25 protein-coding genes are annotated in these 24,906 nt (G+C 65.6%); 8 read left to right on the forward strand and 17 right to left on the reverse strand.

What is annotated here, in order from left to right; translation table 11 throughout:
• Window positions 1-84 precede the first annotated feature (84 nt).
• From C7T96_RS14345 to C7T96_RS14360, 4 genes are read right to left on the reverse strand one after another with little or no spacing between them, the layout of a single operon-like run.
• Complete coding sequence (locus C7T96_RS14345; RefSeq protein WP_106571932.1) at window positions 85-1,125, reverse strand: zinc-binding dehydrogenase; 1,041 nt, start codon at window positions 1,123-1,125, stop codon at window positions 85-87.
• The gene (locus tag C7T96_RS14350) at window positions 1,122-2,105 is read right to left on the reverse strand and encodes an NADPH:quinone oxidoreductase family protein (protein ID WP_106571933.1); all 984 of its coding nucleotides are present in this window, start codon (window positions 2,103-2,105) and stop codon (window positions 1,122-1,124) included. Before C7T96_RS14350 ends, C7T96_RS14345 begins: the two co-directional genes overlap by 4 nt.
• Before the next feature lie 7 nt (window positions 2,106-2,112).
• On the reverse strand, window positions 2,113-3,351 hold the full coding sequence (locus tag C7T96_RS14355) for an acyl-CoA dehydrogenase family protein (protein WP_106571934.1): 1,239 nt from the start codon (window positions 3,349-3,351) through the stop codon (window positions 2,113-2,115).
• Window positions 3,348-4,037, reverse strand: coding sequence for a TetR/AcrR family transcriptional regulator (locus C7T96_RS14360; protein ID WP_158264381.1), 690 nt, complete (start codon window positions 4,035-4,037; stop codon window positions 3,348-3,350). Before C7T96_RS14360 ends, C7T96_RS14355 begins: the two co-directional genes overlap by 4 nt.
• 95 nt (window positions 4,038-4,132) lie before the next feature.
• Here C7T96_RS14360 and C7T96_RS14365 point away from each other — a divergent pair, with 95 nt between their 5' ends.
• The 5 genes from C7T96_RS14365 to C7T96_RS14385 all read left to right on the forward strand — a co-directional run bounded on the left by C7T96_RS14365 (window position 4,133) and on the right by C7T96_RS14385 (window position 7,712).
• Entirely contained in the window at window positions 4,133-4,954 is an 822-nt protein-coding gene (locus tag C7T96_RS14365; protein WP_106571936.1) for an SDR family oxidoreductase, read from the forward strand.
• A 10-nt stretch (window positions 4,955-4,964) separates the two neighbouring features.
• A complete protein-coding gene (locus C7T96_RS14370) occupies window positions 4,965-5,459 on the forward strand; it encodes a MaoC family dehydratase (RefSeq protein WP_106571937.1) in 495 nt (164 codons plus the stop codon).
• On the forward strand, window positions 5,456-6,490 hold the full coding sequence (locus C7T96_RS14375; protein ID WP_106571938.1) for a phosphotransferase family protein: 1,035 nt from the start codon (window positions 5,456-5,458) through the stop codon (window positions 6,488-6,490). Before C7T96_RS14370 ends, C7T96_RS14375 begins: the two co-directional genes overlap by 4 nt.
• A complete protein-coding gene (locus C7T96_RS14380; protein WP_106571939.1) occupies window positions 6,490-7,266 on the forward strand; it encodes an SDR family oxidoreductase in 777 nt (258 codons plus the stop codon). The genes C7T96_RS14375 and C7T96_RS14380 overlap by 1 nt, the downstream gene beginning before the upstream one ends.
• A gap of 92 nt (window positions 7,267-7,358) precedes the next feature.
• Window positions 7,359-7,712, forward strand: a complete 354-nt coding sequence (locus C7T96_RS14385; protein WP_106571940.1) for a YciI family protein — start codon at window positions 7,359-7,361, stop codon at window positions 7,710-7,712.
• Window positions 7,713-7,725: 13 nt separating this feature from the next.
• Here C7T96_RS14385 and C7T96_RS14390 read toward each other — a convergent pair whose 3' ends face one another.
• From C7T96_RS14390 to C7T96_RS14415, 6 genes are read right to left on the reverse strand one after another with little or no spacing between them, the layout of a single operon-like run.
• Window positions 7,726-8,634: a fatty acid desaturase gene (locus C7T96_RS14390; RefSeq protein WP_106572088.1), complete on the reverse strand. Its 909-nt coding sequence runs from the start codon at window positions 8,632-8,634 to the stop codon at window positions 7,726-7,728.
• A gap of 26 nt (window positions 8,635-8,660) precedes the next feature.
• Window positions 8,661-9,215, reverse strand: a complete 555-nt coding sequence (locus C7T96_RS14395) for a sarcosine oxidase subunit gamma (protein ID WP_245414148.1) — start codon at window positions 9,213-9,215, stop codon at window positions 8,661-8,663.
• 1 nt (window position 9,216) lies between these two features.
• On the reverse strand, window positions 9,217-12,207 hold the full coding sequence (locus C7T96_RS14400) for a sarcosine oxidase subunit alpha (protein WP_106571942.1): 2,991 nt from the start codon (window positions 12,205-12,207) through the stop codon (window positions 9,217-9,219).
• The gene (locus C7T96_RS14405) at window positions 12,207-12,527 is read right to left on the reverse strand and encodes a sarcosine oxidase subunit delta (protein ID WP_106571943.1); all 321 of its coding nucleotides are present in this window, start codon (window positions 12,525-12,527) and stop codon (window positions 12,207-12,209) included. The genes C7T96_RS14400 and C7T96_RS14405 overlap by 1 nt, the downstream gene beginning before the upstream one ends.
• A gap of 13 nt (window positions 12,528-12,540) precedes the next feature.
• Window positions 12,541-12,963, reverse strand: a complete 423-nt coding sequence (locus C7T96_RS14410; protein ID WP_106571944.1) for a hypothetical protein — start codon at window positions 12,961-12,963, stop codon at window positions 12,541-12,543.
• 2 nt (window positions 12,964-12,965) lie between these two features.
• Window positions 12,966-14,219 carry a sarcosine oxidase subunit beta gene (locus tag C7T96_RS14415; protein WP_106571945.1) on the reverse strand — a complete coding sequence of 418 codons (1,254 nt, stop codon included), beginning with the start codon at window positions 14,217-14,219 and terminating at the stop codon, window positions 12,966-12,968.
• A 422-nt stretch (window positions 14,220-14,641) separates the two neighbouring features.
• Here C7T96_RS14415 and rpsU point away from each other — a divergent pair, with 422 nt between their 5' ends.
• From rpsU to C7T96_RS14430, 3 genes are all read left to right on the forward strand, one after another.
• Window positions 14,642-14,875 carry a 30S ribosomal protein S21 gene (gene rpsU / locus C7T96_RS14420; protein WP_106571946.1) on the forward strand — a complete coding sequence of 78 codons (234 nt, stop codon included), beginning with the start codon at window positions 14,642-14,644 and terminating at the stop codon, window positions 14,873-14,875.
• 139 nt (window positions 14,876-15,014) lie between these two features.
• Window positions 15,015-15,857 (forward strand): tetratricopeptide repeat protein, encoded by an 843-nt coding sequence (locus C7T96_RS14425; protein WP_106571947.1) that lies wholly within the window; start codon window positions 15,015-15,017, stop codon window positions 15,855-15,857.
• A gap of 102 nt (window positions 15,858-15,959) precedes the next feature.
• Window positions 15,960-16,436, forward strand: a complete 477-nt coding sequence (locus tag C7T96_RS14430) for a DUF992 domain-containing protein (RefSeq protein ID WP_106571948.1) — start codon at window positions 15,960-15,962, stop codon at window positions 16,434-16,436.
• A gap of 117 nt (window positions 16,437-16,553) precedes the next feature.
• On the opposite strand, the gene C7T96_RS14435 is transcribed toward C7T96_RS14430, so the two are convergent.
• The 7 genes from C7T96_RS14435 to C7T96_RS14465 all read right to left on the reverse strand — a co-directional run bounded on the left by C7T96_RS14435 (window position 16,554) and on the right by C7T96_RS14465 (window position 24,866).
• Window positions 16,554-17,951: an NAD(P)(+) transhydrogenase (Re/Si-specific) subunit beta gene (locus tag C7T96_RS14435; protein WP_106571949.1), complete on the reverse strand. Its 1,398-nt coding sequence runs from the start codon at window positions 17,949-17,951 to the stop codon at window positions 16,554-16,556.
• Window positions 17,952-17,961: 10 nt separating this feature from the next.
• Window positions 17,962-18,381 carry an NAD(P) transhydrogenase subunit alpha gene (locus C7T96_RS14440; protein ID WP_106571950.1) on the reverse strand — a complete coding sequence of 140 codons (420 nt, stop codon included), beginning with the start codon at window positions 18,379-18,381 and terminating at the stop codon, window positions 17,962-17,964.
• Window positions 18,381-19,688 (reverse strand): Re/Si-specific NAD(P)(+) transhydrogenase subunit alpha, encoded by a 1,308-nt coding sequence (locus tag C7T96_RS14445; RefSeq protein ID WP_106571951.1) that lies wholly within the window; start codon window positions 19,686-19,688, stop codon window positions 18,381-18,383. The genes C7T96_RS14440 and C7T96_RS14445 overlap by 1 nt, the downstream gene beginning before the upstream one ends.
• A 78-nt stretch (window positions 19,689-19,766) precedes the next feature.
• Window positions 19,767-19,994 (reverse strand): aa3-type cytochrome c oxidase subunit IV, encoded by a 228-nt coding sequence (locus tag C7T96_RS14450; protein ID WP_106571952.1) that lies wholly within the window; start codon window positions 19,992-19,994, stop codon window positions 19,767-19,769.
• Between the two features lie 113 nt (window positions 19,995-20,107).
• Window positions 20,108-22,462, reverse strand: coding sequence for a VWA domain-containing protein (locus C7T96_RS24545; protein WP_199190487.1), 2,355 nt, complete (start codon window positions 22,460-22,462; stop codon window positions 20,108-20,110).
• 207 nt (window positions 22,463-22,669) lie between these two features.
• On the reverse strand, window positions 22,670-23,503 hold the full coding sequence (locus tag C7T96_RS14460) for an ABC transporter ATP-binding protein (RefSeq protein ID WP_106571954.1): 834 nt from the start codon (window positions 23,501-23,503) through the stop codon (window positions 22,670-22,672).
• Window positions 23,504-23,570: 67 nt separating this feature from the next.
• On the reverse strand, window positions 23,571-24,866 hold the full coding sequence (locus C7T96_RS14465; RefSeq protein ID WP_106571955.1) for an ABC transporter substrate-binding protein: 1,296 nt from the start codon (window positions 24,864-24,866) through the stop codon (window positions 23,571-23,573).
• Window positions 24,867-24,906 lie beyond the last annotated feature (40 nt).

Genomic DNA, 24,906 nt, shown 5'->3' on the forward strand with positions numbered 1-24,906 from the left:
ATCATTGCCACGGTCTTTGCCGTGTTTTTTTAAACCGTAACAGCGACTTGCCTGTCCCCGCAAGCAAACTCGCCAACTCTTTCCTCAGGGCTCGATAAACACCTTGCCGTTCGGTTTGGCGAGCTCGCCCGGCACACGGTCGATCGCCTCGTCAAGCGGCACGATCGCCGTCACATCGGTCGACCAACGTCCGTCTGCGAAGCGTTTTTGCGCCTCCATCACCACCGCGACCCTGCGTTCCGGCGCGGCGTTGCGCAACCAGTCCGTCAGCCAGAAGCCTTCGATGCGCTTGCGCATGAAGATCAATTGACCGGGCTCAGGGATCGGCGTCGTCTGCGTGTCGAGCCGACCATAAACGATCCAGCGCGCCCGTTTCGGCATTGCGTTGAAGATCTGGCCGGCGAGCGGCCCCGTCACCGCGTCGAGCAGGATCCGCGGTTGCTCCTGCTTCATCACCGTCTTCAAAGTCGTCTCGAAATCGGGCGCGGAGGCGTTGAGCACATGTGCGGCGCCGGCCTTCTCGAGCAGCGGGATCTGGTCGTCGCGGCGCACGATGGCGATCGGCCGATAACCGTCCTCGGCCGCCACGCCCATGATCAGCTTGCACAACTGGCTCGCCGCTGCCGTCAGCACGAAGGCCTTTTCGCCTTCCTCCTTGACGATCCCGAACATGGCGAGCGCGGTCAGCGGATTGACGATCATCGCCGCGCCGTCGACGTCGTTGACGCCGTCGATCAGCGGAATGCAGGCTGCCGCCTCGGCGACCGCATATTCGGCCCACGCGCCCCAGTTCGACAGCCCAGTGGGAAAGGCGACGCGCGCACCGACAAGCTTCTGGGCGGCGGCGTCCTCACCGGCCGCCACCACCTCGCCGACCCCTTCGAACCCGGCCGGCTGGCCCTTGTGGCGCGGCTGGCCATAGAGCCCCTTGACGAACATGACATCCGACGGGTTGATCGCCGCCGTTCGGACCTTCACCAGCACCTGGCTGGCGCCGGGCGCGGGCACGCCGATCTCGCCCAGTTCGACGAAAGAGCCCATATCGGCGAGCGAAGCGTCCGACGACTCGGCCGAATAGCCATCATGCTTCAAAAGAAGCGCCTTCATGGTGGGCGGTATCGTCATGCAATATCCTTCTCGGGTTTGAGAATCAGCTTGCCGGCCGCGCCGCGGTTCATCACCCGCGCCAGCACCGCCGGTGCGTCGGCAAGCCGGTACTCGCCCTCGATCACCGGCTTGAGCTTGCCGTCCAGATACCAGCCGACCAGTTCGCGCATGTTGGCGGCATAAGTGGCGGGCTCCTTGCGCGTGAACGCGCCCCAGAAAACGCCGACCACGCTGAATCCCTTGACCAGGGCCAGATTGACGGGAAATTTCGGGATCGTGCCGGAGGCGAAGCCGATCACCAACAGCCGGCCGCCCCAACCCATGGCGCGGGCCAGCGCGTCGAAGGCCTCGCCGCCGACCGGGTCGTAGCCGACATCGACCCCCTTGCCGCCTGTCGCCTCCTTCAACGCCTCTTTCAGATTGTCGTAGCCGAGCACGACATCGGCACCGGCCTCGTCGGCGATCCGGCGTTTTTCCGCGCTGGAGGCGACGGCGATCACGCGCGCGCCCATCGCCTTGCCGATCTGGACGGCCGCTAGCCCGGTCGCACCGGCCGCGCCGAGCACGCACAGGGTCTCGCCCGCAGCCAGCTTGCCGCGCTGCTTGAGCGCGTGGTGCGACGTCCCGAAGCCGCACAGCAGCGCGCAGGCATCGGCGTTGCCCATCTCATCGGGCAGGGCCATCACCGTGTCCTCGTGGGCGGCGACCCTTTCGGCATAGGCGCCGAGCGACGAGACGGACGCGACCCGATCGCCGACCTTGACGCGGCTCACCGCATCGCCGACCGCCACCACCGTGCCGGCCACTTCCATGCCCGGCACGAACGGCACTGGCGGCTTCATCTGATAAAGCCCCTGCACGAGCAGCCCGTCGGGATAGTTGATGCCGATCGCCTCGGCCTCGATCACCACCATGTGGCCGGTCGCCTCCGGTTCCGGCCAGTCGGCATATTCCAGCCGGTCGAGCGGTGCGAAATCGCGGGCAACGATCGCTTTCATGACGCCGTCACACCTTTTCCTGCGTGTATTTTTTCAACTCGACCCGCGCCACCTGCCGGCGGTGCACCGCGTCGGGTCCGTCGGCCAGACGCAGCGTTCGCAGATGCGTCCACGAGCGCGCGAGCGGCGTATCCTGGCTGATGCCCTGGCCGCCGAACATCTGGATCGCCTCGTCGGTCACCTTCAGCGCCACCCTCGGCGCGACCACCTTGATCTGGCTGATCCAGGGCGCGGCGGCACGCGGGTCGCCCTGATCCATCATCCAGGCGGCCTTGAGGCACAAGAGCCGCGCCATCTCGATCTCCATCCGGCATTCGGCGATGATGTCGTAGTTGGCGCCGAGTTGGGCCAGCGGCTTGCCGAAGGCCTCGCGCCGCATGGAGCGCCGGCACATCTGCTCCAACGCCATCTCGGCCTGGCCGATGGCGCGCATGCAATGGTGGATGCGGCCGGGTCCGAGCCGGCCCTGGGCGATCTCGAAGCCGCGCCCCTCGCCGAGAATGAGATTGTCGGCCGGAACCCGCACATTCTCGAATTTGAGATGGAGATGGCCGTGCGGCGCGTCGTCCTCGCCATAGACATGCATCGCCCTGAGCTTGGTGATGCCGGGCGTGTCGGCCGGCACCAGGATCATGGAATGGCGCTGATGTTTCGGCGCGTCCTCGGCGGTCTTGACCATCACCACATAGATCGCGCAACGCGGATCGCCAGCACCCGACGACCACCATTTCTCGCCGTTGAGCACGTAGTCGGCGCCGTCCCGCTCGCAGCGCATGGCGATGTTGGTCGCGTCCGAGGACGCGACGTCGGGCTCGGTCATCAAATAGGCGGAGCGGATGCGGCCCTCCAGGAGCGGCGCCAGCCATGCGCGCTTGTGCGCCTCGGAGCCGTAGCGCTCCAAAACCTCCATATTGCCGGTATCGGGCGCCGAGCAGTTGAACGTCTCCGCACCCAGATGGGCCTTGCCCATCTCCTCGGCCAGATAGGCGTATTCCACCGTCGTCAGCCCGTAGCCGCGGCTGGAATCGGTCAGCCAGAAATTCCACAGGCCGCGCTCGCGCGCCCTGGATTTGAGACCTTCCAGGATTTCGGTCTGGCGCGCCGTGTAGGCCCAGCGATCGCCGTCCTTGCCGATTTCGGCCAGAAATTCCTCGTCGAGCGGCATGATCTCCTCGCGGACCATGCGCGCGACCTTGTCGTGGATCGGCTTCAGCCGCTCGGTCATACCGAGATCCATGGTGCTCATGTCGGGTTTTCCTGTGTTCCTCGCAGCCCGCCCTGGGCAAAATCCACGACCTGGCGGGCGATGGACTCGATATCGGAGCGGGTTTCGCCGACACGCGGCGAGTACCAGAAGATCGGCGAATTGAGCGTCATGAACATCAGCTGATTGGCGATGCTCATGTCGTCGAACCGGAATACCCCCTCCTCGCGCCCCTGCAGCAGGGTCTCGCGAAACAGCTTGCCATAGGTGCTGCGATATTCCAGCAACTCGTTGAAAACCTCGCGCTGGGCTGGCGTTGTGGCGCCGCGCAGATGCATTTCGACCCCGATCCACACCGCACGCTGGAACGGCTTGGTGTCGATCATCTGGACCACGTGCACCATCGCCATCTTGCGCCAGCGCGGCAATGCCGGGCCCGGCAAGTGCCGGTAGGGCTCGACGGCCTGATAGTTCATGTCCATGCCGGCGCGGAAAACCTCGGCGAACAGATCCGCCTTGGACGGGAAATGGTGATAGATCCGACCCTTCGTGGCGCCGAGGCTGCGTGCCACGTCGTCGATCGAGGTGCTGGCGTAGCCGCGTTCCATGAAGCAGGTCGCCGCGGCGCGCAAAATGTCGGCACGCGAGCTGTCGACAACCTGTTCGCGAACGCCAAGCGACATCGCCGCCACGACCTCCCTGTCCGCCCTGTTATCGGTTCGGCTCATGGCCGATGGGCTCTTTACTGGCAGGGCAATGATGAACATACTACCGAGTATGTTGTCAATGCGGACTCGCGTGGACGGGCCGCGAGGGGAGGAAGATGGCTTATCTCGACGAACTGTTTTCGGTTGCCGGCAAGCGCGCCCTGATCACCGGCGCGGCGAGCGGCATCGGCCGCATGGCGGCGACCGCGCTGGTGCGCGCGGGCGCCGAAGTCTATATCGCGTCGCGCCGGCCGGAGGAATGCGAGAAGGTGGCCGGCGAACTGAACGCGATCGGCGCGGCGGGCAAGGCACAAGGCTTCGCCGGCGACGTCGGCAGCGAAGACGGGGTGGACGCGCTTGCCGAGGCGGTGCGGGCGCGCACCGACCAGTTGCACATCCTGATCAACAATGCCGGGCTGAGCTGGGGGGAGCCGCTGGACACCTTTCCCTATCATGCCTGGGCGCGGGTGTTGAACGTCAACGTGACCGGTCTGTTTCACCTGACCCGCACCCTTTTGCCGCTGCTCGAAAACGCGGCACGTGACGACGATCCGGCCCGCATCATCAATCTGGGGTCGGTGATGGGCACCCAGCCGATCGCCGACGGCGCCTATTCCTACACCGCCTCCAAGGCCGCCGTGCATCATCTGACGCGGACGCTGGCCTGCGAACTCGCCGGGCGGCGTATTACCGTCAACGCCTTCGCCCCCGGTCCTTTCCAAAGCCGCATGACGGCCTTCGCCACCGACACCGACGAAAAGGCCGCCAGGGTCGGAAGCCGCGTGCCGATGGGAAGAATCGGCAACCCGGATGACATTGCCGGCGCAACGCTTTATCTGTGCGCAAAGGCTGGGAGTTATGTCACCGGCGCGATCCTGCCGATTGACGGTGGGCAGTCCGTCCAGCATGGCATGTCTCTGTTCAAGGAACCGGATTGATACGCGACTGATGAGCAAGGAACCGCTGGAACCCGTCGACACCGATCATCTGACCGCCGCGATCGGGACCGAGATCGGCATTTCGCCCTGGCGAACGGTCTCGCAACGCATGATCGACCAGTTCGCCGACGCGACCGACGATCACCAGTTCATCCACGTCGATCCCGAGCGGGCGGCGAGCGAGACGCCCTATGGCGGCACCATCGCGCACGGCTTTCTGTCGTTGTCGCTGCTGTCCGCGCTCGCCTACGAGACGCTTCCCCCGCTCAAGAACACCGTGATCGGCATCAATTACGGCTTCGATCAGGTCCGCTTCAAGGCGCCGGTCAAGGCCGGCGCGCGCGTGCGGGCGCGGTTCTTCCTCGCCAATGCCAATATCCGCCCCTCCGGTTGGGTCGAGATCGCCTATGACGTGACGATCGAGATCGAAAACGCGAGGAAACCGGCCCTGACGGCGCGCTGGCTCACCCTTTCCCAGCTTCAACGACTGGACAAAGCATCGTGACCGACCCGAACCTTCTCGATCCCGCCACGCTCGCGCCCTATCTCGAAACGCACGTTCCCGGTTTCGAGGGGCTCGGGGAGATCGAGAAGTTCCAGACCGGACAGTCGAATCCGACCTATTTGATCAATGCCAGCTCCGGCCGCTACGTGCTGCGAGCCAAGCCGCCTGGCAAGCTGCTGAAATCGGCGCACCAGGTCGACCGCGAATTCCGGGTCATGGCCGCGCTGGGCAAGGCCGGATTCCCGGTTCCCAAAGTGCTTCACCTTGCGCCGGAAGATTCCCCGATCGGGCGCATGTTCTACGTGATGGGGTTCATCGAGGGCCGGATTTTCTGGGATCCGGCCTTGCCGGAAGCCGCGGATAACGGGGAGCGCACGGCGATCTACGATGCGATGAACGCCACGCTCGCAGCACTCCACGACATCGACATCGAAAAGGCCGGGCTTGCGGATTTCGGCCGTCCCGGCAGCTATTTCGAGCGCCAGTTCGGGCGCTGGAGCAGCCAGTATCGAGCATCGGCGACGGAAACCGTGGAACCGATGGAGCGACTGATCGCCTGGCTCGGCGAGGCCCAGCCCGAGGATGACGGCCAGGTCTCGCTCGTGCATGGCGACTTCCGGCTCGACAATATGATGTTCGCGCCGGAGCGCCCGGTCGTGCTTGCCGTGCTGGACTGGGAGCTTTCCACCCTCGGCCATCCGCTGGCCGACCTCGCCTATCAATGCATGCAGTGGCGCCTGCCGCACCGTTCCGGCTTTCGCGGCCTGGGCGGCATCGACCGTGCCGCTCTCGGAATCCCGAGCGAGGAGGACTATGTCGCGTGCTATTGCGAGCGCCGCGGCATCGGCGCGATCGACAATTGGACCTATTACCTGGCCTTTTCCTTCTTCCGGCTGGCCGCGATCTGTCAGGGCGTCTACAAACGCTCGCTCGACGGCAATGCCTCGAACCCGGAAAAGGCACGCATGTATGGCGAAGCCGTGCGGCTGTTGGCCGATCTCGCGATGAAGCGGATCGACGGAGGAAAATGATGGCGCGGTTTTCCGATCAGGTCGTGCTCGTCACCGGCGCCACAGGCGGGTTCGGCCGCCGCACCGCCGAACGCCTGGCCGAAGACGGCGCCACGCTGGTGCTGTCGGATGTCGACGAAGCCAACCTCATCGACTTCGCCGGCTCGCTCTCCTGCCAGACAGCCGTTCTGGCCGGCGACATTGCCGAGGAAAGCCTGTCGGAACGATTGGTGGCGCTCGCCGTCGAGCGCTTCGGCCGGCTCGACATCGCCATCAACAATGCTGGCATCGCCCAAAGCTATGTCAAGCTTGCGAGCGTGCCGAGCGAGGAAGCGCGGCGCATCATCGACATTGACCTGATGGGCGTGTTTTTCGCCATGAAGCACCAATTGCCGCAGATGGAACGACAACGACGCGCCACGGGCCGGGCTGGTGCGATCGTCAACATCGCCTCGGTCGCCGGCGTCGCCGGCGCCCCGCGCCTTTCCGTCTATGCCGCTGCCAAGCACGGCGTTGTCGGTCTCACCCGCTCGGGCGCTGCCGAATATGCCGCCAAGGGCATCCGCGTCAACGCGGTCTGCCCCTCCTATGCCCGCACCAACATGGTGCAGGATTTCGTCAGGATGACCGGGCTCGGCGAGGACGAGGCGATCGAGCAACTGACCCGGGGCGTGCCGATGAAGCGCGTCGCGGAAGTCGACGAGGTGGTGGAGGTGATCCTGTTTGCCGCCGATCCGAAAAACAGCTTCATGACCGGCCACACGCTGTCCGTCGACGGCGGCATCGCCGCGTTGTGATCTTGTTGTCGGCGACGCCGTAAAGAGCCGCCCGAACGCACCCACAGCAACGGCCATTGTTCGCCCTAACGGGGCGGCGATAGGAGGATAAGATGCAGTTTGCCCTGCTTTGCTACCACTCTCAGGCCCAAACCAGTAGCCTGAGCGCCGACGAGGAGACCGCGATGATGGCGCGGGTGCGCGCGGCCGAGGACAAGATCCGCACCAAGGCCAGCATCGGCCCGAGCCTGCGCCTCAAGCCGACAACGGCGGCACGTTTCGTCAAGGCGGGCGACGACCCGATGGTGATCGACGGTCCCTATGCCGAGACCAAGGAACAACTGCTCGGCTTCTGGATCATCGAATGCGACACGCTCGACGAGGCGATCGAGGCCGGCAAGCATCTGGCGCGCGAGCGCGAAGTCGGCGGGATCGAGGTACGCCCGCTGCTCGCCTTCAATCCCTGACTTTTTGGCCGGCTCAGCCGCGCAAGTGGGCGAGATAGCGGGCGTGAAAGCGGCGATAGCCGTTTTCCGTCACCTGGAGATGGGCACGGGCCAGGGCGTGGAATTCCGGCAATTTGTGGAACGGCACCACGGGATAGGCGTGGTGCTCGGCATGATAGGGCATGTTCCAGGCGATCCAGCGCACCAGGCGGTTGGTGTAGGTGGTGCGGGTGTTTTCCAGCATGTTGGCCACGAACGGGCAGCGCCCGTGCTCGGCGAGCAGGTAAAGCCGCAGAAAGGGCTGGCCGACCACAGCCGGAATCACCCAGATAAACAGGAGGACGTCCGACCCGGCGGCAATCGACAGCCCGGCCAGCAAGCCATAGAGCGCGAGCGTAACGCGCGCCTCGCGCACCACCCGGCCCCTGGCATTGCCGGGCACGAAATCGCCGTCGACGCGGCCGGCCGCGTTGCGCGCCAGGGTGATCGCCAGTGACCACCACAGCGGCAGGCCCGACACATGCAGCCCATACCCGCCTAGGCTTTCGGGTTTCGGCGCGGCAAGCTCGGGATCGCGTCTCGGGTCCTGCGTGTGGCGATGATGGGCGAAATGGAAATAGCGAAACCAGGTGGCCGGGATCGCGATCAGGAAGCCGCAAATCTGCGCGACCCGCTGGTTGAGCCAGCCGGTGCGAAAGGCGGTGCCGTGGATGGTTTCGTGCTCGAGCGTGAACAGGAACACGATCAGGATGCCCTGGATCGGCATCAGCAGCGGCCATAACGGCGCCCGCACCGCAATCAGCAGGCCGAGACCGGCGATCGACCCGAAATGCACGCAAAGCCGCACGATCCCCGGTCGGTCGGATTTTTCGGTGAGCGCGCGACGTTGCTCGCGCGACAGCGCGGCGAGCAAGTGTCGATGGTCGAGGCGCGCGTCGTGCATGAGACCGGTCCGTTCGACGGCCAAGCCTACACGTCGCGCGCCGCCTCGGCCAGAAACGCGTAGGCGTACTCGGCGAAGGAACGCCACACCTCGACGTGGAAGGTCTGTTCGTCGGTGCGCCACAGCACGATCTCGACCTTGCCCAGAACCGTGCGCGAGCAGGCCCCGACCGGAAAGGCGGCAAGCGACAAATCCTGCGGGCAGCCGGCGGCAAGACAAGCTTCCGCGCCTTCGCCGGCGACCAGGATCGCGACGTTGCGATGCGACACGTCGACGGCCGAATGGAGCGCCTTCGCCCGGCCGGCGGCGGCCGGCAGATCGGCGCCGTCATCGTCGATCACCAACCATTCGTCCGGCCCCAGCCACAATGCGACCCGGCCGCCCGATTTCGCCCGTGCCGATGTCTTGGGCTTGCGCGGAACACTGACGCCGAGCGCCCGCGAGACCGAGTTGAGGGCGTCATCACCCGCGCGCAGCGCAAGCCGCGCCGCCGGCGGTCCAGGCGTGACACTGACGTGCTCGCGTGTCGTCGACAGCCCGGCCAGCCTTTCGCGGCGCACCGCCGGTTCCTTGCTCGCCACGTCAGCCATGCACGCGCTCCCCTTGTTCGTCGAAGAAGACAGTCGATCCGATCTCCGCCTCGATCGCACCGTCGGGCATCGGCACATAAACGGTTTCGCCGATCCGCTCGCGGCCGCCCGCGATTAGGGCGAGCGCGATCGAACGGCCGCAATTCTGCGACCAGTAGGACGAGGTGACGTGGCCGATCATCGTCATCGGCACCGTCTGGTTTGGGTCGGCGACGATCTGCGCGCCCTCCTCCAATACGATGTTCGGGTCCCGGGTTCTCAGGCCGACGAGTTGCTTGCGCCCGGCGGCCACCAGGTCGGGCCGCTTCAGACCGCGTATGCCGACGAAATCGGTCTTCTTCTTGCCGATCGCCCAGGCAAGGCCGGCATCGTCGGGCGTCACCGTGCCGTCGGTATCCTGACCGACGATGATGAAACCCTTTTCGGCACGCAACACATGCATGGTTTCGGTGCCGTAGGCGCAGGCGCCGTGCTTTTCGGCTTCCGCCCACAGCGCCTCCCACACCGCCTCGCCGTAATCGGCCGGGACATTGACCTCGAAACCCCGCTCGCCGGAAAACGACATGCGAAAGAGTCTGGCCGGCACGCCGCAGACCCGCCCCTCGCGCACCGACATATGCGGCATAGCGGCGGCGTCGAGGTCGACGCCCTCAACGAACGGCGCGATGATGTCGCGCGATCTCGGTCCCTGGACGGCGATCACCGCCCATTGTTCCGACACAGAGGTCAGCCACACTTTTAGCTGCGGGAACTCGGTCTGGAGATAGTCTTCCATGTGATTGAGAACCCGCGCCGCGCCGCCGGTCGTGGTGGTGACGTGGAACCGGTCGGGCGCCAGCCGGCCGACGACGCCGTCGTCGTAGACAAAACCGTCCTCGCGCAGCATCACGCCGTAGCGGCAGCGGCCCGGCTCCAGCTTCTGCCAGGGATTGGTGTAAAGCAGCTCCATGAAGGCCGCCGCGTCCGGCCCCACCACCTCGATCTTGCCGAGCGTGGAGGCGTCGAACAGGCCGGCGGTCCGGCGCACGGTGGCACATTCGCGGTTCACCGCCTCGTGCATGTCCTCGCCCGGGCGTGGATAGTACCAGGGTCGTTTCCACTGACCGACATCCTCGAACACCGCCCGCTGCTTTTCGTGCCAGCGATGCATGGCGGTCTTGCGCGTCGGGTCGAACAGCGCCCCGCGCGCCTGATTGACGATCGCGCCGAAAGTGACCGGCGTATAGGGCGGGCGAAACGTGGTCAGCCCGACTTCGGGCATCTCCTTGCCCAGCGCCTCGGCCGCGATCGCCAGCCCGTGCAAATTGGACGTCTTGCCCTGGTCGGTGGCCATGCCGTTGGTGGTGAAGCGCTTGACGTGCTCGATCGAACGCATGCCTTCGCGCACCGCCTGGCGGATATCCTTGGCCGTGACGTCGTTCTGGAAATCGACGAACGCCTTGACCGCCGCCTCCGCACCCGCGCCTGGCGCAGCGCCGGGCATGCCGCCCGCCCAGCCCTCCGAGGTCTCCACGGCCGGCGCCTTGGCCGTCTTGCCCTTAGCGCCCACCGCCCGACCGGCCCGTTCGCCCGCCGCGGCCGCCTCCTTGAGCGCGGCGGCGAGATCGTCGGTGCCGTTGCAGGCCCCGACCGACACGCAATGTTGCGGATAGGCATCCGGCAGGAAACGCTGCGAAGCAGGATCGAAGGCGACCTTGCCGCGCGACTGCGAATAAAGGTGAACCGACGGCGTCCAGCCGGAGGAGGTCAAGAGCGCGTCGATCGCGATCCGGCGCGACGGCCCGCCGGTGCGCGGCGCAACCGTCATGGAACTGACCCGCGTCCGTCCGCCGACGCCGGTAACGGCCCGGCCCGGCAGCACGTCAATGCCGAGCCCGCGCGCCTCCTCGTAGAGCGCGCCTTTGGGTTTTTCGCGCAGATCGACGATCGCCGCGATCGCAACCCCGGCCCGTTTCAGGTCGATCGCCGCCGCATAAGCGGAATCGTTGCCCGCGTAGACGCCGACATTGCGGCCCACGCAGACCCCGTAATGATTGAGATAGGTACGCGCGGCCGAGGCCAGCATGATGCCGGGCCGGTCATTGTCGGCGAACACCATGTGCCGCTCTATCGCGCCGGTCGCCAGCACCACCCGCTTGGCCCGCACCTGCCACAGGCGCTCGCGCGGCCGGTCAGCCGGGTCGGCCAGATGATCGCTGACGCGTTCGGCGAGCGCGACGAAATTCTGCGCATAATAACCGAAGGCGGTCGTACGCGTCAGCACGCGCACATTGTCCATGCCGGCGAGCCGCGCCGCGGCCTTTTGCGCCCAGTTCCAGCCCTCCTCGCCGTCGATGCGCGCGCCGCTTTCAAACCGCATCGCCCCGCCGGACGCGGCCTGCTCGTCGCAGAGTATGACCCGCACGCCGGTCTCTGCCGCGGCAAGCGCGGCCGCAAGCCCGGCCGCGCCGCCACCCACGACCAGCACTTCGCAATGGGCGTAGCGCGCGGCATAACGGTCGGGATCGGGTTGGTCGGGCGCCACGCCCAGCCCCGCCGCGGCACGGATCCCGGGTTCGTAGAGCGCCGCCCACGCCGCCTTCGGCCACATGAAGGTCTTGTAGTAGAAGCCGGCTGAGAAGAAGGGCGAGAACAGGTCGTTGACCGCGCCGACGTCGAACGCGAGCGACGGCCAGCGGTTTTGCGACACCGCCGCCAACCCGTCATAAACCTCCTGGACGGTGGCGCGTACGTTCGGTGTACGGCGCGCGGCGTCGCGGTGAACGCCCACCAGCGCGTTCGGCTCCTCCGCGCCCGCCGACAGGATGCCGCGCGGGCGATGATATTTGAACGACCGCCCGACCAGATGGACATCGTTGGCAAGCAGCGCGGAGGCAAGCGTATCGCCCTCCAGCCCCTGATAGGGACGCCCGTCGAAGGAGAAGGCAAGCCGCCCGGCTGCCGAAAGCCGCCCGGAGCCGGCGATGCGATTGGCTCCGACCATCAGCCTTTGTCCTTTCCGTCCGTCGCCGCGCCGGCGAATTTGGCTGCGTCCGGCTTCTTGCCGCCCGCCTTGTAGGTGGTGAAGAACCGGTCGCTCACCGTGTCGCGCACGGCGTTGAAGAAACGCCCGCAGCCATGGATGTGGCGCCAGCGCTCATAGGCGATCCCGCGCGGATTGGTGCGGATGAAGAAATAGCCCTCGAACGCCTCGTCGCTTTCGACACTGATCTCGGCCGGCCGCGCGACATGCGCCTCACCGGCATGGCGGAACTCCAGTTCCGGGCGCTCTTCCTCACAATAGGGGCAGTGAATGAGAAGCATCGCTTGCCGATCCTCACAATTCTCCCGGACCGAGCACGGTCCCGGGCGGCTGGTCGCAGAGACGTTCGCCGATCACCACATAGGGGGCGACGCGTTCGATCAGGGTCTCGATGCTGCCGGCCGGCGCAAACAGCGTCCGGTTGGCGATGTTGAGCACGGTCAGTTCGATCGGGTCGACCGAGAGGATCACATGTCGAGCGGCCTCCTCCTCGGTATCGGCCCCGTCGATGTCCTCGACAAAAATCGCCAGCGGCCGGCCGGCCGACCAGATGCAGGCGATATGTCCGGATGTCACCGAGAACGGCCAACCACGTTCCCCGTCGGTACGCGCGATCGGCTGGACGCGCACCTCGTGCTCGTTCGGAAGGTGGAAGAAGTCCTGCTCCGAGGCGAAAAGGAGCGGCATGGCCACCACGACATCGGCCAGGCGCAGCATGGTCAGTGCGCCACGGCGGCCGCGGCCGCCTCGTCGATCAGCCGTCCGGTGCGGAAGCGCTCGAGCGTGAACGGCGCGTTGATTGCGTGCGGCTCGTCGCGGGCGATGGTATGGGCGAAAACATGTCCCGAGCCCGGCGTCGCCTTGAACCCACCCGTGCCCCAGCCGCAATTGACGTAAAGCCCCTTGACCGGCGTCTTGGCCAGGATCGGCGAGCGGTCGGGGGTCACGTCGACAATGCCGCCCCACGAGCGCAGCATCTTCATGCGCGTGAACATCGGGAACATCTCGCAGATCGCGTCGAGCGTGTGCTGGATGATGTGCAGCCCCCCGGTCTGCGAATAAGAGGTGTACTGATCGGTGCCCGCACCGATCACCAGTTCGCCCTTGTCGGACTGCGAGATATAAGCGTGCACCGTGTTCGACATCACCACGCAGGGAAAGCACGGCTTGACCGGCTCAGAGACCAGCGCCTGCAGCGGATAGCTTTCGAGCGGCATCCTGACGCCGGCCATGTCCATCAGCACGGTGGAGTGGCCGGCCGCGACCACGCCGACCTTGTTGGCGCCGATAAACCCGCGCGCGGTCTCCACCCCGACGACCGCGCCGTCCGCGCCGCGGCGAATGCCGGTGACCGCGCAGTTTTGGATGATGTCGACGCCCCGCGCCGCCGCGCCGCGCGCATACCCCCAGGCGACGGCATCGTGGCGTGCGGTACCGCCGCGCCGCTGCAGCGCCGCGCCCATTATCGGATATCGCGCATTGCCGGCGATGTTGAGCGGCGGACAGAACGCCTTGGCGGCTTCGGGTGACAGCCATTCATTGTCGACGCCGTTCAGCCGGTTGGCGTGGATATGGCGCTTGAAAACCTGCACGTCGTGGACGTTGTGCGCCAGCATCATCACGCCGCGCGGCGAATACATGACATTGTAGTTAAGCTCCTGCGAGAGCCCGTCCCACAGCTTGATGGCGTGGTTATAGATGCCGGCGGATTCGTCGTAGAGATAGTTGGACCGGATGATCGTCGTGTTGCGGCCGGTATTGCCGCCGCCGAGCCAGCCCTTGTCCAGCACGGCGATATTGGTGATGCCGTGCTCGCTGGCCAGATAATAGGCCGTCGCCAACCCGTGCCCGCCGGCGCCAACGATGACGACGTCGTAGGATTTTTTCGGCTCGGGCGACGACCACTGTGCCGGCCAGCCCTTGTGGCCGCGAAGCGCCTCGCGTGCGATGGCGAAAACGGAATAATTGCGCATCGGCTGTCCGCCTCGAAACCTGTCCGACCACCGTCCGCGACGATCGTCGCAAGCGTATCCCTATCGACTTCGACGCCAAGTTTTTGCGCCAAATGCGACGGCATTTGCCGTTTTGCGTCAAGCCCGCCGACGCAAGCCGCCACGGCAGCCACCAATCCCTGCGCCGACGCCCCTCCCCCGGTCTGTCATGCCGTCGGCCAGGCGGGACAGACAGCGCTCGGTCAAGACACCAAAGCAACGTTGCTCCCGCGACGCGCCGATGGCCTTGCTGGCAACAGCTTAACCCTGCAACCGAATGCCTTTGACGCTGGACAAGACTTGGCGATTCTGCTATCAGCCGCTCCGTTTTGCAGCGATGTCGCTGCGGAGGCGTTTTTTGCTGATCACGCCTCAAGGATCGCAACCGACAAACAGGAACGCCCGTGCAGGTACTTGTCCGCGACAACAATGTCGACCAGGCTCTTCGTGCATTGAAGAAGAAGATGCAACGCGAGGGTATTTTCCGCGAGATGAAAATGCGCGGACACTACGAGAAGCCTTCACAGAAGCGTGCACGCGAGAAGGCCGAGGCGGTTCGCCGCGCGCGCAAGCTTGCCCGCAAGCGCGCTCAGCGCGAAGGATTGTTGTCTGGTCCGCGCGGTGCCGTGGCGCGTTGATCGCGCCGCTATTTCGTCGATTTCGGGCGTTAGCAAGGGTGGGGCGATGAGAATCGCCGCCGCCTTTTTGCGTTTGGCGGCAGGCATTTTTCGAGAAACAGCACAACGGTCCTTGGGGCCGGACGGGGAACGGGGAAGCATGCAGGCATATTCGGGCAAAACACGCGAAGGGCGGAGGTCGGCTACACCCTTCGCGGCTTTATTGTGCCTGGTGCTTGCGGGTTGCCAGTCGTCGGGGCCGGGCGCCGAAATCGCCGCGATCGATACCGCCCAGGGGTCCGCGGAAAACATCGCCTCGCTGACGGCGGTCATCGAGCGCAGTCCGCGCGATGCCCAGGCCTATAATGTGCGCGGCTCCGCCTTCGGGCGGGCGGGCCGCTATCGCGAGGCGCTGGAGGATTTCGACACCGCTATCCGGCTGAACCCGTCCTACTACCAAGCCTATGCCAACCGCGCCCTCATCCACCGTTTCAAGGGCGACGACGGCAAGGCCGTGGCAGACTACAACAAGGCGCTGCAGCTCAACCCGAGCTATGATGCGGCCTATATCGGGCGCGGCAATCTCTATCGCCTGGCCGGCAGGACGCGCGAGGCTTTCGACGATTTCCAGCGCGCCATCCAGCTCGACACCACCGATCCGCGCGCCTATCACAATCGCGGCCTGCTCTATCAGGCGCAGGGCCAGCACAATCTGGCGCTCGAGGACTTTTCCACCGCCGTCTCGCTCGCGCCCAGTTCGGCCGAGCCCTATAATGGCCGCGGCGTGTCCTATCTCGCCCTCGGCGACGAGGAAAACGCCTTCGCCGACTTCAACACCGCCATCAAGCTCGACGGCGAGATCGCGGAAGGATGGGCCAACCAGGCCCTGGTTTATGAACGGCGCGGCGAAAAGCAAAAGGCGATGCGTTCCTACCGCCAGGCCTTGAAGCTCGATCCCGAATACGGTCCCGCCAAGGCCGGCCTCGCACGCGTTCAAGGCTGAGCCTACGTCCGGCGGCGTGCTCCTTGCGCCCGTCAAACCGTCACGCCGCACGGAACGCTATCGCGCCTCATCCGTTTAAGTCCCAAACAAGGAGACCAATGGATGAAGACTTTTGTGATCGCCGCCATGGCCGGCCTGTTTGTCGCAGCACCCGCGTCCGCCCAGGAAGGCGTCAAACTCGGCCTACTCGATTGCGTCGTTGAAGGCGGCGCCGGTTTTATCGTCGGCTCGACCAAGGATGTGAGCTGCACTTACAAACCGGCTGACGACACCAAACCGACGGAAGCCTATTTCGGCGTCATCCGCAAATTCGGCCTCGATGTCGGCGTAACCGGCCAGTCGGTGATGCAATGGGTGGTGCTTGCACCGGCCGCCAACGTTTACGAGCCGGGCGCCCTGGCTGGCGACTATGTCGGCGCCAGCGCCGAGGCCAGCGCTGGTGTCGGCGCTGGGGCCAACGTTCTGATTGGCGGATCCGGCGAGAGCTTTTCGCTGCAACCTGTGAGCGTCCAGACGCAGACCGGCGTCAATGTCGCGCTCGGCGTCAGCCGCTTCGAACTGCGTTCGGCGGCCGACTGAAGTTGCTCGGCGCCGGCCGGCGCCGAACAGTCATGCAAATGACACGGGCCGGTGCGCGCACCGGCCCGTGTCATGTGACGGAGAAAATTGCGATGCGGCCGAAACGGCGAGGATCGCTCAGTGATCCATCGCCTTGACGATGTCCTCGGTCATCTTCTTGGCATCGCCCAGAAGCATCATCGTGCCGTCCTTGTAGAACAGGGTGTTGTCGATGCCGGCATAACCCGAGCCGAGCGAACGCTTGACGAACAGGCAGGTGCGCGCCTTGTCGACGTCGAGGATCGGCATGCCGTAGATCGGGGACGTCTTGTCGTCGCGCGCCGCCGGGTTGGTGACGTCGTTCGCCCCGATCACGTAGGCAACGTCGGCCTGGGCGAACTCGGAGTTGATGTCCTCCAGTTCGAACACCTCGTCATAGGGCACGTTGGCCTCGGCCAGGAGCACGTTCATGTGGCCCGGCATGCGGCCGGCGACCGGATGAATGGCGTACTTGACCTCCACGCCGGCTTCCTTGAGCTTGTCGGCCATCTCGCGCAGCGCGTGCTGCGCCTGGGCGACCGCCATGCCGTAGCCCGGCACGATGATGACCTTTTGCGCATTCGCCATCAGATAGGCCGCGTCGTCGGCCGAGCCCTGCTTGACCGTGCGCTCGATGCCATCGTCCGCCGCCGCAGCGGTCTCGCCGCCGAAACCGCCGAGAATGACGGAGATGAAGGAGCGGTTCATGCCCTTGCACATGATGTAGGACAGGATCGCGCCCGACGAGCCGACCAGCGCACCGGTGATGATCAGCGCCAGATTGCCGAGCGTAAAGCCGATGCCGGCCGCCGCCCAGCCCGAATAGGAGTTGAGCATCGAGACGACTACCGGCATGTCGGCGCCGCCGATCGGGATGATGATCAGCACGCCGAGCGCCAGCGACAGCACCACGATCAGCCAGAAGACGGTCGTCGACTGCGTCGTCACCAGCATGATGATCAGCACCACCAGGCCGATGGCCAGCGCCGCGTTCACCACGTGCCGCATCGGCAGCATGATCGGCTTGCCCGACATGCGCCCGTCGAGCTTGAGGAAGGCGATGATCGAGCCAGTAAAGGTGATCGCGCCGATGGCGACTCCCAGGCTCATCTCCACCAGAGCCTGGGCATGGATGGCCCCGACCTCGCCGATCCCGAAACTCTCGGGCGCGTAAAGCGCCGCCGCAGCGACCATCACCGCCGCCAGGCCAACGAGCGAGTGGAAGGCGGCGACAAGCTGCGGCATCGCCGTCATCGCGATGCGCTTGGCGATCACCGCGCCGAGACCGCCGCCGATCGCGATGCCGGCGACGATAAGCACGAACCCGCCAAAGGAGGGCGTGGCCAGAGCCAGCGTCGTTATGATGGCGATCGCCATGCCGATCATGCCGTAGAGATTGCCCTGCCGGCTGGTGGTCGGGTGCGACAGGCCACGGAGCGCCATGATGAACAGCACGCCGGAAACGAGATAGAGGAAGGAAGCGAGGTTCACGCTCATCGACTTGGCCTCACTTCTCTTTTTTCTTGTACATGGCCAGCATGCGCTGGGTGACCAGGAAACCGCCGAAAATATTCACCGAGGCGAGCACCAGGGCGATGAAGCCGAACCCGGTTGCCAGTCCCGAGGCCGAGATGCCGACCGCCAGCAGCGCGCCGACCACGATCACCGAGGAGATCGCGTTGGTGACCGACATCAGCGGCGTATGCAGCGCCGGCGTCACCGACCACACCACGTAGTAGCCGACGAAGATCGCGAGCACGAAAATGGCGAAACGGAACACGAACGGGTCGATCGCTCCGCCGGTCGCCGCATGGGCGATCCCGCCAGCCGCATCGGCCGCCGTATCGGCCTCCTGAAGCGCCAGCCGCGCCGCGGCCGAGGCCTGGTCAAGCTGGTCGAGCGCCTGTTCCAAAGCGGATTTTTCCATCAGGCATCTCCCTTCGGCTTTGCGTCGCTGACCGGCTGCGCTGCAGCGGGTTTCTTCGCCGGCGCCTTTTTCGGCGGCGTTTTGCCGGCAGCCGGCTTCTTGGCCGCCGGTGCCTTGGTGGCTTGCTTGGTCGAGGCAGGCTTCTTGGCGGCGGGCTTTTTCGTCGCCGGCGCGGTTTGGGCACCGGCGAAATTCGCATGCACGACCGCGCCGTCATGGGTCAAAAGCGTCGCCTTGACCAATTCGTCCTCGCGATTGAGCGACAGCGCCTGCTTGTCCTTATCGATCATCGTTTCCAGGAAGGCGAACAGGTTTTTCGCATAAAGCAGCGACGCCGAAGCAGCCACCCGGCCGGGCACGTTGAGGTGGCCCACGATCTTGACGCCGTTCGCGGTGGTGACGACCTCGCCCGCCTTGGCGCCCTCGACATTGCCGCCGCGCTCGACTGCCAGATCGACGATCACCGAACCCGGACGCATCGACTTCACCATCTCGCCCGACACCAGTCTCGGCGCCGGGCGGCCCGGAATCAGCGCGGTGGTGATGACGATGTCCTGCTTGGCGATATGCTCTGCGACCAGCTCGGCCTGCGCCTTCTTCTCCGCGTCCGTCAGTTCGCGCGCATAGCCGCCCTCGCCGGATGCGTCCTTGAGCGCGTCGGTCATGATGAACTTGGCGCCGAGCGAGGCGACCTGTTCGCCGGCCGCCGCGCGCACGTCGGTCGCCGTCACCACCGCACCCAACCGGCGCGCGGTGGCGATCGCCTGCAGGCCGGCAACGCCGGCGCCCATCACGAACACCTTGGCCGCGGGCACGGTCCCGGCCGCCGTCATCATCATCGGCAGCGCGCGGTCATATTCGCCGGCCGCGTCGATCACCGCCTGATAGCCGGCAAGGTTGGCCTGCGAGGACAAAACGTCCATCGACTGCGCGCGCGTGATGCGCGGCATGAATTCCATCGCCAGCGCCGACACGCCCGCCTTGGCCATCGCCTCGACAGCGGCCTCGTTGCCGTAAGGGTCCATGGTGGCAAGCACCACAGCTCCCTTCTTGTAGGTTTTGAGCTCGGCCGCGCCCGGCCGACGGACCTTCAGGACGATGTCAGCCTTGCCGGCATCGCCGGCCTTGCCGATCGAGGCACCGGCCTTGATGAAATCTTCATCGGGAATGCGCGACCCTGTGCCGGCGCCCTTTTCCACCACCACCGTGAAGCCAAGCCCGCAAAGCCGCTTGGCCGTATCGGGGGAAGCGGCGATACGGTCCTCGCCGGCCTCAAGTTCGCGTGGCACGAAAACTGTCTGTCCCACCGCCTACTCCCTTCCGGTTGGAATGCGCCTGCCATCCGCTGCGGCGGGGCCCTCCCCGGGGTCCGCCGTGCCGTCGTGTCAGCGCAGGATATATGCCGCCAGGGCAACCACGATCAGGAAAAGGATCGTGGACGCGATGAACCCGCCGCCGGCGAAAAAGCCGAAAGCCATCGCAATCAGGATCGCAGCACAAACGATGGAGCCGTATTTTGTCAGCGACACGAACATCCCATAGGTCTTTTCGTGCTCGCTGTAATCCATATCCGCGCCTGTTTCGACCGGACCGGTCGGCATATTCTCGGCCATGTGCAAACCCCGTTAGAGACCTTCCGCTGCGCACATAGCGAAAAGCCGTGCCAAGAGCAATGGCGCGCGCCCCTTGCGGATCGTCGCAGGCAGGATCGCGCGCCCGCCCGCTCCTATTCAACGACCAGCTCGGTCTCGTAGAGCACCACGCGGCTGTGGCCGCTATGGTAGCGCAGCTGATAAGTGCCCGGCTCGGCCGGCGCCTTGATGCGGACGGTCTTGCCGTCATAGTCCCCGCCGATCAGCCGCGCGGAAGCGAGTACCTTGCCCTTGCCGGCCTTGGCCGCCGGATCGAATAGCTGCACGGCGTCGCGCGCAGCACCCGGCCCCACCCAGGCGACCTCGAAGAACTGCGCCGCCGGCACGGAAGCCGGCGCGTCAAGCGCGACCTCCATCGCCTCAACGACGATCGGGCGCTCGGCAAGCACCTTGCGACCGTCGCCGCTGAAATAGCGCAATACGTAGTCGCCGGCGATCGCCGGCACCACGAGACGCACGGACTGCGCATCCATGTCGCCGCCTACGATGCGCTGGCTGGTCTCGACCGCACCCTGACCGGCTTTGGCGTTCGGATCGAAGATCTGGACGGCGTCACGGCGGGCGCCCGGCCCCTGCCATTTGATCTCGACGGTGTGCCCGATCAGCGCCGTGTCGGGCGCCTCCAGCGCGACCGCGATCTCCTCGACGGCGATCGGGCGCGTGGCGAGGACGGTGGAATTGTCGCCGTTATAATAACGCAGCAGATAGTCGCCCGCCGTCGCCGGCGCGTTGAGGGCGACGGTGCGCTTGTCCATATCGCCGCTGACGATGCGCATCGAGGTCAGCACCTTTCCTTCGCCGGCGCGCGCCTGCGGGTCGAAGATCTGGACGGCATCGCGCCGGGCCCCCGGTCCGGTCCATTCAACGGAGAAACGACGTCCCATCGGCACGGCGTCGGGCGCCCCGAGCGCGACCTCCGCCGCCGCCACAACGAGGGCGCGCGTTGCCAGCACGGTGCGGTTGTCGCCGTTGTAATAGCGCAGTTCGTAGCTGCCCGGTTTTGCCGGGGCATGAAGATCGACGCTGCGGGCGTCCATGTCGCCATTCACGATACGGCGCGACTCGACCACCTTGCCCGCGCCGTTGCCAGCTTGCGGATCGAAGATCTGGATCGCGTCGCGGCGCGCGCCCGGCCCGGTCCAGGTGACGGTGAGACGCGTCGCGATCGCCACCTCGTCCGGGGCCTCCAGCGCAACCTCGGCGTCGAGCACCTCGATCTCGCGCGTGGCGAGAACGGCGCTGCCGTCGCCGCTGTAATAATGCAGTTGATAAAAGCCCGGATCGGCCGGCGCCACCAGCGCCACCGTGCGATTGTCGAACTCACCGTTGACCAGTCGACGCGAACGCAGAACCGCATTGCTGCCATCGGGCTTGCGCGGATCCACGATCCGGATCGCATCGCGACGCGCGCCGGGACCGACCCAGGCGACGGTGAAGGTTTTCGACAGACCGACCGTGGCCGGCGCGTCGAGCGAGACGGGCGCCTCGGCCACTTCCAACGGCCGTGTGGCAAGCACGGCACGGCCGTCGCCCCACCAATAGCGCAACTGATAGGCGCCAGGACGCACCGGCGCCAGCAGCGTGACCGCCTGCGCCGCGACGTCACCGTTGACGACCCGGCGCGAGGCCACCACCCGGCCCTCGCCGTTGCGGGCCGCCGGATCAAAAATCTGGATCGCGTCGCGACGCTCTCCCGGCCCGTCCCAAACTACCGTCACCGGCCTACCGATCTCGACACCGTCCGGCGCCTCGAGCGCGGCAGCGGGCAGGTCGGCGGGCGCCGGCGTGGGGTCGGCCTCGGAGGCCGGATCGGCTCCAGCGGTCTCGGCTTCGGCGATCTCGGTCAGCGGCTGGTCGAGCGCCTCGCCAAGTTGGCCGGCGTCCTGGGCGGGCAAATAGAGCCCGCCCGTCTCCTCGGCCAGGCAGGCGACCTGTCGCCCCTCTTCGGCCGACAGGCCGAACCCCACGACATGGGCGGTGAAGTCGACGCCGGTCGCCTCCAGTTCGCGTCCCAGCGCGCACGGATCGGCGTTGCAGGTCTCGATACCGTCGGTGATCAGCACGACGGTCGCCTTGTCTTCGGTAAATTTCAGCGTCTCGGCCGCCAGCCTCACGGATGCCGACAGCGGCGTCTTGCCGAGCGGATTGAGACCGTCGGCGACCGCGCCGATCTCGGCCGCGCTGCCGGTGCCGGGCGCAACGAGCAGCTCGATATCGTCGCACTGACCCTTGCGCCGGTGGCCGTAGGCGATCAGCCCGAGCTCGACCTCGGACGGCAGATCGGCCAGCACGTCCTTCAACACCGCGCGCGCGATGCCGATCTTGGGCTCCTGGTCGATCCGGCCCCACATCGAACCGGACGCGTCGAGCACGATCATCGCGCGCTCGGCCGCCAGGGACGGCGCCGCGCCAAAGGCAAGACCCGCCATAGCCAGGGCAAACAGGCGCGACGCGCTCTGTGTCAACGTGCGAAGGGTCATGGTGCGATCTCCGGATGCGCGATGTCGATTCGCGTCATACAAGCCATCGCCTTCCGCAGGGTCAAGCCGTACCGGCGTTCAAACCGGAGGTCGATTCATCCAGCGCATGCTCCATGCGAGACATCGGCTTCTGCCATGGCCCCGCCACGACACGCGTCAGGCAAGCCAACGCTTGCGGCGCTTGTAGTGTTTGACGTTCTTGAACGAGCGGCGTCCCTCGCCGCCTATGCCGAGATAGAATTCCTTGACGTCCTCGTTCTCGCGCAGCGATTTCGCCTCGCCGTCCATGACCACCCGGCCAGACTCCAGAATATAGCCGTATTTGGCGTAGCGCAGCGCAATATTGGTGTTTTGCTCGGCCAGAAGCAGCGAAACGCCCTGTTCCTCGTTGAGTTTTTTTACGATCTCGAAGATTTCCTCCACAAGCTGCGGGGCGAGCCCCATCGAGGGCTCGTCGAGCAGCACCATTTTCGGGCGCGACATCAGCGCGCGGCCGATCGCTGTCATCTGCTGCTCGCCGCCCGACGTGTAGCCGGCCATCGAGCCGCGCCGTTCCTTCAGACGCGGAAAATAATCGTAGACCATCTCCAGGTCCCGGCGCACATTGGCCGCACTGTCGCGCCGGGTGAAGGCGCCGGTCATCAGGTTTTCCTCGATCGTGAGATGACCGAAACAGTGGCGGCCTTCCATCACCTGGATGCAGCCGCGCCGCACCAGATCGCTGGGCGAGGACGACTCGATCCGCTCGCCGTCGAATTCGATACTGCCCTTGGTCACCTCGCCGCGTTCGGCGCGCAAAAGATTGGAGATTGCCTTCAATGTCGTCGTCTTGCCGGCGCCGTTGGCGCCCAAGAGCGCCACGATGCCGCCGCGCGGCACCGACAGCGACACACCCTTCAAGACGAGAATGACGTGATTGTAGATCACCTCGATATTGCTGACCGAAAGGATCGTTTCGGCCTCGTTTTTGGCCAGTGCCGCGTCCGTCATGCGCAAATCCCGTCAGGCTGGGGAAAGGACCCCGGCGGCGAACCGCCGGGGCAACACAAGATCAAGATCAGCTGCCGCAGTCGCGCGGCGTGATGTTGTTCTCCTTGGCGTAGGCCTCCGAATCCTCCTTGATCAGAGCGTCGACGACCTCGCGGTCGGCCCCCATGAAGTCGGTGACCAGCGACCAGCTCTTGGCCTCGGCGTCCCATTGCTGGATGGCGCCCAGGCCGGGTCCGCCATGATTGGCGCAGGTGACGGCGATTTCGGGAGCGAACCCCGGCAGGCCCAGTTCCGTCATGCGCGCCTCGTCGACCTTGAGCGCTTCCATGCCGTCACGCACCATATCCGCCGTGAGGTCCTTGGTGTCATGCATCTTCATGGCCGTGCGCGCCGCTTCGGTGGCGAGCATCGCCGCGTAGAGACCGCGATTGTAGAGCACCTCGCCGACATGGCTGCCGTCGCCGGCCGCCTTGCCCGCGTCGGTGACGTGTTTCTTGAGGTCCTCGAACACCGGGAAGTCCGTCCCCACGCCGTGGAAGGTGACCGCCTTGTAGCCGTTGGCGCCGGCGCCCGCCGGCAGCACGTCGTTTTCGGAACCGGACCACCACACGCCGATGAAATGATCCATCGGGAAGCGGATATTCGCCGCTTCCTGGATCGCGACCTGGTTCATCACGCCCCAGCCCCACATGGTGACATAGTCCGGACGGTCGCGGCGAATCTGCAGCCAGGTGGCCTTCTGTTCCTGCCCGGGATGGTCGACCGGATAGAGCGACAGCTCGAAACCGTGTTTCTTCGACAGTTCCTCGAGTGTGCGGATCGGCTCCTTGCCGTAGGCGGAATTATGATAGACGAGCGAGATCTTCTTGCCCGAGATGTCCCCGCCTTCCTCGTTCATGATGTGCTTGACGATGATGGAAGCGGCGTCCCAATAGGTGCCGGGATAGTTGAAGATATAGGGGAACACGGCACCGTTGGCCGCCGATGTCCGCCCGTATCCCATCGAATGGACCGGGATCTTGTCGGCCGTGGCCTTGGGGATCAGCTGGTAGGTGATGCCCGTCGACAGCGGCTGATAGATCAGCGACCCCTCGCCCTTGGTCGATTCATAACATTCCACACCCTTTTCGGTGTTGTAGCCGGTCTCGCATTCGATCATGCGGATCGTCTCGCCCTCGATACCGCCGTCGCGTTCGTTCAGCAGCGTCAGATAGTCGGCATAGCCGTCGGCAAACGGAATGCCGTTCGGCGCATAGGGGCCGGTGCGATAGCTCAGCGAAGGAAAGACCAGATCGGCCATCGCCGGTCCTGCTCCCACCGCCATCGCGAGTGCAGCAGTTGTAAGAAACGTTTTCAGTCTCATTTGAAATCCTCCCATGGTGAGACTTTCTTTCTTGGCCCCG

Origin of the sequence: Nitratireductor sp. StC3, assembly GCF_003015025.1 — a bacterium.
GTDB classification, from domain to species: Bacteria; Pseudomonadota; Alphaproteobacteria; order Rhizobiales; family Rhizobiaceae; genus Mangrovimarina; species Mangrovimarina alexandrii.

Bases quoted from the DNA above. Each gene is read 5' to 3' on its own strand.
- C7T96_RS14345 (WP_106571932.1), bottom strand. From the start codon at position 1,125: ATGACGATACCGCCCACCATGAAGGCGCTTCTTTTGAAGCATGATGGC.
- C7T96_RS14350 (WP_106571933.1), bottom strand. From the start codon at position 2,105: ATGAAAGCGATCGTTGCCCGCGATTTCGCACCGCTCGACCGGCTGGAA.
- C7T96_RS14355 (WP_106571934.1), bottom strand. From the start codon at position 3,351: ATGAGCACCATGGATCTCGGTATGACCGAGCGGCTGAAGCCGATCCAC.
- C7T96_RS14360 (WP_158264381.1), bottom strand. From the start codon at position 4,037: ATGAGCCGAACCGATAACAGGGCGGACAGGGAGGTCGTGGCGGCGATG.
- C7T96_RS14365 (WP_106571936.1), top strand. From the start codon at position 4,133: ATGGCTTATCTCGACGAACTGTTTTCGGTTGCCGGCAAGCGCGCCCTG.
- C7T96_RS14370 (WP_106571937.1), top strand. From the start codon at position 4,965: ATGAGCAAGGAACCGCTGGAACCCGTCGACACCGATCATCTGACCGCC.
- C7T96_RS14380 (WP_106571939.1), top strand. From the start codon at position 6,490: ATGGCGCGGTTTTCCGATCAGGTCGTGCTCGTCACCGGCGCCACAGGC.
- C7T96_RS14385 (WP_106571940.1), top strand. From the start codon at position 7,359: ATGCAGTTTGCCCTGCTTTGCTACCACTCTCAGGCCCAAACCAGTAGC.
- C7T96_RS14390 (WP_106572088.1), bottom strand. From the start codon at position 8,634: ATGCACGACGCGCGCCTCGACCATCGACACTTGCTCGCCGCGCTGTCG.
- C7T96_RS14400 (WP_106571942.1), bottom strand. From the start codon at position 12,207: ATGGTCGGAGCCAATCGCATCGCCGGCTCCGGGCGGCTTTCGGCAGCC.
- C7T96_RS14405 (WP_106571943.1), bottom strand. From the start codon at position 12,527: ATGCTTCTCATTCACTGCCCCTATTGTGAGGAAGAGCGCCCGGAACTG.
- C7T96_RS14410 (WP_106571944.1), bottom strand. From the start codon at position 12,963: ATGCTGCGCCTGGCCGATGTCGTGGTGGCCATGCCGCTCCTTTTCGCC.
- C7T96_RS14415 (WP_106571945.1), bottom strand. From the start codon at position 14,219: ATGCGCAATTATTCCGTTTTCGCCATCGCACGCGAGGCGCTTCGCGGC.
- C7T96_RS14425 (WP_106571947.1), top strand. From the start codon at position 15,015: ATGCAGGCATATTCGGGCAAAACACGCGAAGGGCGGAGGTCGGCTACA.
- C7T96_RS14430 (WP_106571948.1), top strand. From the start codon at position 15,960: ATGAAGACTTTTGTGATCGCCGCCATGGCCGGCCTGTTTGTCGCAGCA.
- C7T96_RS14435 (WP_106571949.1), bottom strand. From the start codon at position 17,951: ATGAGCGTGAACCTCGCTTCCTTCCTCTATCTCGTTTCCGGCGTGCTG.
- C7T96_RS14440 (WP_106571950.1), bottom strand. From the start codon at position 18,381: ATGGAAAAATCCGCTTTGGAACAGGCGCTCGACCAGCTTGACCAGGCC.
- C7T96_RS14450 (WP_106571952.1), bottom strand. From the start codon at position 19,994: ATGGCCGAGAATATGCCGACCGGTCCGGTCGAAACAGGCGCGGATATG.
- C7T96_RS24545 (WP_199190487.1), bottom strand. From the start codon at position 22,462: ATGGCGGGTCTTGCCTTTGGCGCGGCGCCGTCCCTGGCGGCCGAGCGC.
- C7T96_RS14460 (WP_106571954.1), bottom strand. From the start codon at position 23,503: ATGACGGACGCGGCACTGGCCAAAAACGAGGCCGAAACGATCCTTTCG.
- C7T96_RS14465 (WP_106571955.1), bottom strand. From the start codon at position 24,866: ATGAGACTGAAAACGTTTCTTACAACTGCTGCACTCGCGATGGCGGTG.